The 9,165-nt window shown below is 42.7% G+C and carries 7 protein-coding genes; 6 read left to right on the forward strand and 1 reads right to left on the reverse strand.

Features of this window, described 5'->3' with window-relative positions:
- Positions 1–212 precede the first annotated feature (212 nt).
- Positions 213–1,001 (forward strand): shikimate kinase, encoded by a 789-nt coding sequence (locus AC058W_RS06540; RefSeq protein WP_118247546.1) that lies wholly within the window; start codon positions 213–215, stop codon positions 999–1,001.
- A gap of 142 nt (positions 1,002–1,143) precedes the next feature.
- On the opposite strand, the gene AC058W_RS06545 is transcribed toward AC058W_RS06540, so the two are convergent.
- Positions 1,144–2,085, reverse strand: a complete 942-nt coding sequence (locus AC058W_RS06545; RefSeq protein WP_479389844.1) for a LysR family transcriptional regulator — start codon at positions 2,083–2,085, stop codon at positions 1,144–1,146.
- Positions 2,086–2,383: 298 nt separating this feature from the next.
- On the opposite strand from AC058W_RS06545, the gene AC058W_RS06550 reads away from it, so the two are divergent.
- The 5 genes from AC058W_RS06550 (at position 2,384) to AC058W_RS06570 (ending at position 9,091) form a co-directional block, all read left to right on the forward strand.
- Positions 2,384–3,226, forward strand: coding sequence for a sugar phosphate isomerase/epimerase family protein (locus tag AC058W_RS06550; protein WP_118247544.1), 843 nt, complete (start codon positions 2,384–2,386; stop codon positions 3,224–3,226).
- Between the two features lie 132 nt (positions 3,227–3,358).
- Positions 3,359–5,284, forward strand: coding sequence for an FAD-dependent oxidoreductase (locus AC058W_RS06555; protein WP_479389845.1), 1,926 nt, complete (start codon positions 3,359–3,361; stop codon positions 5,282–5,284).
- Positions 5,285–5,368: 84 nt separating this feature from the next.
- Positions 5,369–6,250 carry a shikimate dehydrogenase gene (gene aroE / locus AC058W_RS06560; RefSeq protein ID WP_479389846.1) on the forward strand — a complete coding sequence of 294 codons (882 nt, stop codon included), beginning with the start codon at positions 5,369–5,371 and terminating at the stop codon, positions 6,248–6,250.
- A gap of 6 nt (positions 6,251–6,256) precedes the next feature.
- Complete coding sequence (locus AC058W_RS06565; protein ID WP_117674798.1) at positions 6,257–7,438, forward strand: MFS transporter; 1,182 nt, start codon at positions 6,257–6,259, stop codon at positions 7,436–7,438.
- A 288-nt stretch (positions 7,439–7,726) separates the two neighbouring features.
- Positions 7,727–9,091 carry a hypothetical protein gene (locus tag AC058W_RS06570; RefSeq protein ID WP_479389847.1) on the forward strand — a complete coding sequence of 455 codons (1,365 nt, stop codon included), beginning with the start codon at positions 7,727–7,729 and terminating at the stop codon, positions 9,089–9,091.
- Positions 9,092–9,165 lie beyond the last annotated feature (74 nt).

Consider the following 9,165-nt stretch of genomic DNA (forward strand, 5'->3'; position numbering starts at 1 on the left):
ACTTCATAGAAAAAAACTATAGAATCAATGAAACAATTTAATGATTTAAAGGGTTGCTATGAAAAAGCAACATTGATATAATAAAACTTAACAGTCGGCATTTCATGTATCAACCAGTTGATAGTTTGGTGACACATCAGCCGTTCGTGAAAAAGTTTATGGCAATTTTGCAGAATAAGTAAATTGTCATAGGAAAGACAGAGGAAAGAGATATGAACCAGTTAGAAATACTCAGAGAGAGTCTTGGACAGTGTGATGAGATCATCCTGGATGCCCTTATCATGAGAAACAGAATTGTCGAGGACATTATGGCATATAAAGAAGCCAACGGACTTCAGATTTTACAGCCTGAGCAGGAAGCAAAACAGAAAGAATGGCTTGAGGGCAGAATGGAAGGCAGACGTCACAAGGATGAAGTGGCAGACGTATTTGACAGCATCCGCACAAACAGTAAACGTATCCAGGCCAGAAAGCTCTTCAACTACAATATCGTTCTTATCGGCTTTATGGGTGCAGGCAAATCTACTATTTCTGATTTCCTTAAGAATGCATTTGCCATGGATGTGGTAGAGATGGACCAGATTATTGCCCAGAGACAGGGAATGAGTATTTCTGATATTTTTGAGACATATGGTGAGCAGTATTTCCGTGACCTTGAGACAAATCTGCTTATTGAAATGCAGTCCAGGACAAATGTAGTTATCTCCTGCGGCGGCGGTACTCCTATGAGAGAGTGCAATGTGGCAGAGATGAAGAAGAACGGACGAGTGGTCCTTCTTACTGCAAAGCCTGAAACAATACTTGATCGTGTCAAAGACAACCATGATCGTCCGCTGATCGAGAACAACAAAACGGTTCCGTTTATTGCAGACCTGATGGAGAAACGCCGCGAGAAATACGAGGCAGCAGCAGACATTATCATCGAGACAGATGGTAAAAACAAACTGGAGATTTGCGAAGAGCTTGTACACAGGCTTCGCATTATGGATGAAGAAAAATAATATAGCATGACAGATCTGGTTTATGTATCAGAAGTGGCAGATATCAAGCCGCATTATAGAAGGTATAAGTTATTATAAAAAGATATGGGTTGTCCCAACTGACAGGGCGAACTCATATCTTTTTGTATTCTCTGATATTTTATTATGTCAGAGCGTGTTTCAGACACGCGCCAGATGAGCTGGTCTTATAATCCCATTCCTTCTGCGCCTGTTCGACTACATAATTCTTAAAAGCCTCCACAACCGGCGGATGATAAACATTCTTTAACATTGCCATATAGAAGTTTCTCTGCCAGCTTGGAGATACAAGTGGCAGAATCTTTACATTCAGTGACTGCAGGATAGGAATATTGGGAGCCACACAGATACCAAATCCATTGGACACAAACCCTGCAGCAACCTGATCCTCATCAATCTCATAGGCAACATCCGGTTTTTGACCGATGCGCTCAAACAATCCGTCAATAATCTGTCTCAGACCGCTTCTCTTCTTAAATATAATCTGTTTATAAGGAATGGTATCCTCCAGCCGTACTTCATCCTTTACTGCCAGCGGATGATCCAGAGGTACGATCACAACCAGCTCCTGTCTGGCAACCGGAATAAACTCGATCAGCGGCTCATTATCAAGTTTGGAACAGAACCCCAGATCATATTTCTTCTCTTTTAATCCGTTCAGAATATCAGATGTTAAAACTTTATCACAATACAGATTAAAATCTATCTTTTTAGCAGGATTTTCCTCCAGAAATCCCCGCATGATCTTAGGAAGAAAATCAATTCCCAGTGTACGCAGGAATACCACATCAATGCAGCCTTCCCCTTTACCTGCCAGCTTCAGACTGTTCACAGAAGAGTCCAGACGGTTCAGTACCTCTTCCACGTCATTCAGGAAAACTTTTCCATACTTGGTAAGAGTAACATTCCTTCCATTTTTTTCAAACAGTTTTACACCCAGTTCTTCCTCGAGAGTAGAGATTGCATAACTTAAAGAAGGCTGAGTGATCGCCAGAATATCAGCGGCTTTTGTGTAATGCTCAATATGAGCCAGCGTAGAAAAGTACCGCAGATGATACAGGTTCATAGAAAAACTCCTTTCTCTGATTAGTATTTTATAAGTGACTATATTTTATGTGCAGGCTTTCATAGTCCTTTAATGCTCTGGAAAACCATAATTATAGTCACTCTTGCACAAATAACCCGCGCGATATTTGTTATATACGTAGATTATACCATGACGTATTGAAAAAATCTATGAATTTAAAGGATAGAACTAATTTGTTTTATATTTAACAAAGTTATATAATGCTTATATCAAAAAGATACAAAATAATTCCGGAATAAATAAAAAAATTATGCGATTTTATCAGGAGGACAAAAAGATGTCAAAAGAATTTCCAATTACTATCAGTTCCTGGACACTGGGAGATCAGTGCAAATTTGAAGACAGAGTGATTGCTGCAAAGAACGCAGGATACGAAGGAATCGGTCTTCGTGCAGAAACCTATGTAGATGCGCTGAATGAGGGACTTTTTGACAAAGACATTCTTGCTATTCTGGACAAACATGGTATGAAAGTAACAGAGGTTGAGTACATCGTACAGTGGGCAGAAGAGCATAGATCTTACGAGCAGAAATACAAAGAACAGCTCTGCTTCCATATGTGTGAATTATTTGACGTAAAACAGATCAACTGCGGTCTGATGGAAAACTACTCCGTAGAATATACTGCGCAGAAATTAAGAGAATTATGCCAGAGAGCAGGAAAATACATCATCGGTGTTGAGCCAATGCCATACAGCGGAATCCCGGATATGAAAAAAGGCTGGGCAGTTGTAAAGGCAGCTGACTGTGAGAATGCAAAACTGATCATGGATACATGGCACTGGGTAAGAGCAAATCAGCCTATCAATCTTTCAGTTATCGAAGAAATCCCTGCAGACAAGATTGTATCCATCCAGATCAACGATGTATGGGAAAGACCATATGCAACAACAATCTTAAGAGATGAATCCATGCATGACCGTCTTGCTCCCGGAACAGGAATCGGATGCACAGCAGATTTCGTTAAAATGGTAAAAGAAAAAGGAATCAAACCAAATGCAATCGGCGTAGAAGTCATCAGCGATGCAATCCTTGCAAAAGGACTTGAATATGCTGCAAACCATACATATGAGAACACAAAGAAAGTGCTTGAGGAAGCATGGCCGGAGGTTCTTCAGTAAGTATCTGACGGATAAACGACAGATCAGGGGATCATGCAGAAACCTCCACGCCTGCCTGATCCACATTCTGAATGAACACAAAATAGTGAATGAATAATTAATAGAAAAGAATTCAAAAAAGGAGAAGGTCACATGAAATTTAATGCAATGTTTCAGCCAATCGACATCGGGCCAATGACAGTAAAGAATCGCTTCGTGGTTCCGCCAATGGGAAACAACTTTGCAAACACAGACGGAAGCATGAGCGAACAGTCCGCAGCTTATTATCGTGAAAGAGCAAAAGGCGGCTTCGGTCTGATCACAATCGAAGCAACAGTAGTACATAAAGGAGCAAAAGGTGGTCCCCGCAAGCCATGTCTTTATGATGACTCCACAATCGAAAGCTTCCGCAAGGTAGTTGATGCCTGTCATGCAGAAGGCGCAAAAGTTTCCGTACAGCTTCAGAATGCAGGCCCGGAAGGAAACGCAAAGAACGCAGGAGCACCGATCGAGGCAGCAACCAGCATTCCGTCTGACTGCGGCAGAGACACACCGAAGGAAGTTACAACAGAAGAAGTTTATGAACTGGTAAAAGGCTACGGTCTTGCAGCAAAGAGAGCAATGGAAGCCGGTGTGGACGCAGTTGAAATCCATATGGCACATGGATATCTGGTAAGTACCTTCCTTTCCCCAAGAACAAATAAAAGACTGGATGAATTTGGCGGTTCTTTTGAGAACAGAATGCGTTTCTCCCGTCTGATCATTGAAGAAGTTAAGAAGATGACAGAAGGAAAGATCGCTGTTCTTGCCAGAATCAACAGCTGTGATGAAGTGCCGGGTGGCCTTGATGTGCATGACAGCGCTGCAATCGCTGCATATCTGGAAGGATGTGGACTTGATGCGATCCATGTATCCCGCGCCGTTCATATCCGCGATGAATTTATGTGGGCACCGACAGTAACACATGGTGGATTCTCCGCTTCTCAGGTAGAAGAGATTAAACGTGCCGTATCTATCCCGGTAATCACAGTTGGACGTTATACAGAACCGCAGTTTGCAGAATTAATGGTAAAAGAAGGACGTTGCGACCTGGTTGCTTTCGGCCGTCAGAGCCTTGCAGATCCACATATGCCATTAAAAGCACAGGAAGAAAGACTGGAAGATATGATTCCATGTATCGCATGTCTTCAGGGCTGTGTTGCAAATATGTATGCAGGAAATCCAATCTGCTGTCTGGTAAACCCATTCCTTGGACATGAAGCTGAGGGAATCGCTCCGGCAGAAAAAGCTAAGAAAGTTATGGTAATCGGTGGCGGTGTTGCAGGTCTTTGCGCTGCATTTATCGCACAGGAAAAAGGTCATCAGGTAACACTTTATGAAGCAAGTGATAAACTTGGCGGAAACATGCGCCTGGCTGCTTATCCTCCGGGAAAAGGCGACATCACAAACATGATCCGTAGCTACATTGTTCGCTGTCAGAAAGCTGGCGTAACGATCAAAATGAATCAGGAAGTAACTCTGGATCTTATCAAGGAAGAAAAACCAGACAGCGTAATTGTTGCTTCCGGTTCCAGAACACTGATTCTTCCGATCGAAGGAATCGACAATCCTGCAATCATTCATGGCTCTGATCTCCTTGATGGAAAGAGAGCAGCAGGAAAGAAGGTTCTTGTTGTAGGCGGCGGAATGGTAGGATGCGAGACAGCAGCATTCCTCGGTGAGCAGAATCATGATGTGACAGTTATCGAGTTCAGAGATACTGTAGGTGCAGACGTAATCCACGAGCATAGAGTTTACCTGATGAAAGATTTCGAAGATTACAAGATCAAAGAAATTACAGGTGCAAAAGTATGCAAATTCTATGAAGATGGCGTAGAGTACGAGACAGCCGACGGTCAGAGACATGAGTCCAGAGGATATGATTCTGTTATCCTTTCCATGGGATTCAGAAACTACAATCCATTCGGCGAAGAAATCAAAACAATTGTACCGGATACTTATGTGATCGGTGATGCGACCCGTGCAAGAAGAGCACTCGATGCGACAAAAGAAGCATACGAAGTAGCTTCTACATTATAATCATATAACAAATGAAAAAACATCCAGGTATACTTTTTGTATATCTGGATAACAAGAAGAAAATTTCAGGAGGAACAAGAGGAAATGGAACAGAGAATCAAAGGAACAACAGGATTAATGGCACTCATCGGAAGCCCGGTAGGACATTCAGGATCACCGGCAATGTACAACTTCAGCTTCCGTTATCACAACCTTGACTATGCTTACATGGCATTTGACATCAAAGAAGATCAGGTTCCGGCAGCATTAGATGCTATTCGTCTGTTCAAAATGAGAGGCGCAAATGTAACAATGCCTTGCAAGAATAAGGTGGCTCAGTGTGTGGATGAACTTTCACCGGCAGCAAGAATCGTTGGTGCTGTAAACACAATCGTAAACGAAGACGGAAAACTCATCGGACATATCACAGACGGTATCGGATTTGTACGTAACTTAAAAGAGAATGGTGTTGATATCAAAGGTAAAAAGATGGTAGTTCTTGGAGCAGGCGGAGCTGCTACAGCTCTTACTGTACAGTGCGCACTTGACGGAGCAGCATCCATTGCGATCTTTAACCCGAATGATCCATTCCTTGACAGAGCCAAAGGAACAGCAGAAAAACTTGCAAAAGAAGTTCCGGACTGCAAAGTAAGTGTATATTGCCTGGATGATCAGGATAAATTAAGAGAAGAGATTGCAAACGCTGATATTCTTGCAAACGGTACTCTGGCTGGTATGAAACCACACGATGACCTTTCTCTGGTTGACAAGTCTATGTTCCATCCAAACCTTGTTGTGGCTGATTGTGTATACAATCCGGAAGAAACAAAGATGGTTAAAGAAGCAAAAGAAGCAGGCGTAAAACTTGCTGTAGGTGGTAAAGGAATGCTTCTGTGGCAGGGCGCTGCAGCTTACAAACTTTACACAGGTCTTGAGATGCCTACAGATGAATACCAGAAGTTTCAGAAGGAAAACGAAGGGAAATAATTAGAAATGGGAAAGACTAAGAAAACAAATTTAGTGGTTACTTCCATTGCGTTGTACTTTACTTATTTTATTCACGGCTTTGGTGCGTCCATCATGGGACAGTACAAGCCGGAACTTTCCGGAGCATGGGGCTCTGAAATCAGCGGTGTTGTAGCAGTTATCGCAGCACTGGGACTTGGACGTCTGATTTCTCTGCCATTTTCCGGACCTCTTTCCGATAAATTCGGACGTAGATTAAGCGGTATCATTGGTGTTCTGTGCTATACAGCATATTTCATGGGAATCGCTTATGCACCTAACATGGGTGTTGCCTATGCATTTGCTATCATCGGTGGTATCGCAAACTCCTTTTTGGATACCTGCGTAAGCCCGACCTGTATGGAAATTTATGTAAATAATCCTTCCGTAGCGAACATGTTTACAAAATTCTCCATGTGTATCAGCCAGTTCTTACTGCCATACATGATCGGGGCTGTCGCATCAGCAAACATGTCCTACAGAACGATCTTTATCGTTGCAGGTGTTGCAATCTTTATCGATGGTATCCTGATCCTTTTCCTCCCATTCCCGGAAAGAGGAAACAAGACAGCAGCCGCAGGACAGAAGACAAAGAGCAAATTAAAAATCACACCGGCTGCACTGGCAGCAATCCTGATCGGATTTACAAGTTCTTCTACATTTATGCTGTGGCTAAACTGTAACAAAGAGCTTGGTATGTTATACGGAATGACCAGTGATCAGGCTGGTAAGATCCAGTCCTTCTATGCAATAGGAACATTCGCAGCAATCCTTTGCTCCTCTGTTCTTATCAAGAAAGGTTTAAAAGAGATCAACATCCTGATTCTTTATCCGGCAATTTCCACTGTCACACTGTTACTGTGCTACTTTATCCAGAGCCCGACCATGTGTCTGATCGGTGGATTTGCAATCGGTTTTGCAGGAGCAGGCGGCGTTCTTCAGCTGGCTACTTCCACAACCGCAGAGTTCTTCCCGGAGAACAAAGCGACAGCAACTTCCATGGTAATGATCGCGTCCAGTATTGCTAACTACACGATTTTAAGCCTTGCAAGCTACATCACTAAGGTAGGCGGAGAAGGAGCCCCGAGAATGATCCTTCTTCTGAATGCAGGTGTTACTGTGGCAGGTATTTTACTTGCAATCTTTGTAAAGAAAAACAAAGAAGCTTAGAAATAAAGCAAGTTTAGTCAATCAATTTCAGACACGCTATGACGATAGTGGCTGAAATAAGAAGTCAATAATTAATCCCATGAGAGAAATGAAATCCAACCCAGCTCGGATGTGTTTCTGAGCGGATTGGATTTCATTTGAGCGATGATTGTCTAAAAATTAACAAAAAAGATAGAAAGCATACGCTGAAATATAGAAATATTCTGTAAATATTCAATAATCTGCTATCCCGGGAGGTTATTGAATAGTTACTAAATTCTAACAAAATAATGTTAAAGGAGAAATTGTATGGCATATACAAGAGCACAAAGAAGAGAAAATGAACTGCCCTACATCCCCTTTGGACCATTTCAGATAAGACTTCCTTTTATACACTATAAGATAGAATCTGTTGAGTTCATTCAGGGTCTGATCCTGGGCGTTACCGCACTGGCTGCTGTTCCTTATCTGGAGCAGTATCTGGGGCTTCCTTATGAACTGGCATGGAGTTGTGTAATCATTGAGACATTTCTTTACCTGTTACACAGTCTGCTGGGCGATCCGGTCGTACCGGGCTGGATCACACCGACACTGCCATTAACTATTGTATTCCTGGAAGGTTTCCCTATGGGAAAAGAGCGAATACAGGCAATGATCGCATTACAGATGCTGGTAGGTGTGGTATTCATCTTCATGGGTGTGACCAAACTGGCAGATAAATTTGTTCACGCAGTTCCCGATTCTGTCAAAGGTGGTATCCTTCTTGCAGCACCTGTTACAGTTATGGCAGGGCAGCTGGGAGAGAATGGAAATATGCACAAATATCCCCTGGCTATTGTTGCAGGCGTAGGCCTTCTGATCCTGATCAGCTTCTCTGACAAATATCAGGAGAAGAGAAAGACAAATAAATTCCTTGATCTGGTTGCCAGATATGGAAACCTGTTCCCGTACTTGATTGCTATGGTGGTGGGACTTCTTGTAGGAGAGTTGGACAAACCAGGTCTAGAGATCGGAACTTTTATCAAGATTCCACAGTTTAAAGAGATTATTGATCAGGTAAGTATTTTTGGTGTGGGTATCCCGCCGCTTTCTATGTATATTAAGGCTTTACCACTTGCGTTGGTATGCTATGTTATCGCATTTGGTGATTTTGTCACAACAGAAACCCTGGTTACAGAAGCACGACAGGCTCGTGATGATGAATACATTGATTTCAATTCCAGCCGCTCCAATATGATCAGCGGTCTGAGAAACCTGATTCTTTCCATCATTGCACCATTTCCGCCACTTTCCGGTCCGTTATGGGTAGGGATGACTGTATCTGTATCTATGAGATACAAAGAAGGAAAGAAAGCAATGAAATCCCTTCTTGGAGGAATGTCTTCTTTCCGCCTGGCGACATTTTTAAGCGTGCTTATTATCCCGGTAGTAAGCTTCTTCCGCCCGATCTTCGGCGTAGGCTCATCCATCACTCTGATGTTCCAGGCATTTGTATGTGCGAGAATTGGTATGGATTATTGCAAGAGCGACAGAGACAAGATGATCGCAGGCGTAATGGCAGCAGTCCTCGCAACTCAGGGAACCGCATGGGCATCTGCATGGGCTCTGGCAGTAGGCTTCGGACTGAATATTTTCCTGTCCAACTGGAAGCCCTTTGAGAAAAACCATAGATGATTAATGAAATCTGTGCTATAATCAGGTAAATTAAATGAAGAAGGGATGAATGCAATTATGATGTATCCGTTTAT

The organism is Blautia sp. CGZ-1-C1 (assembly GCF_056504575.1).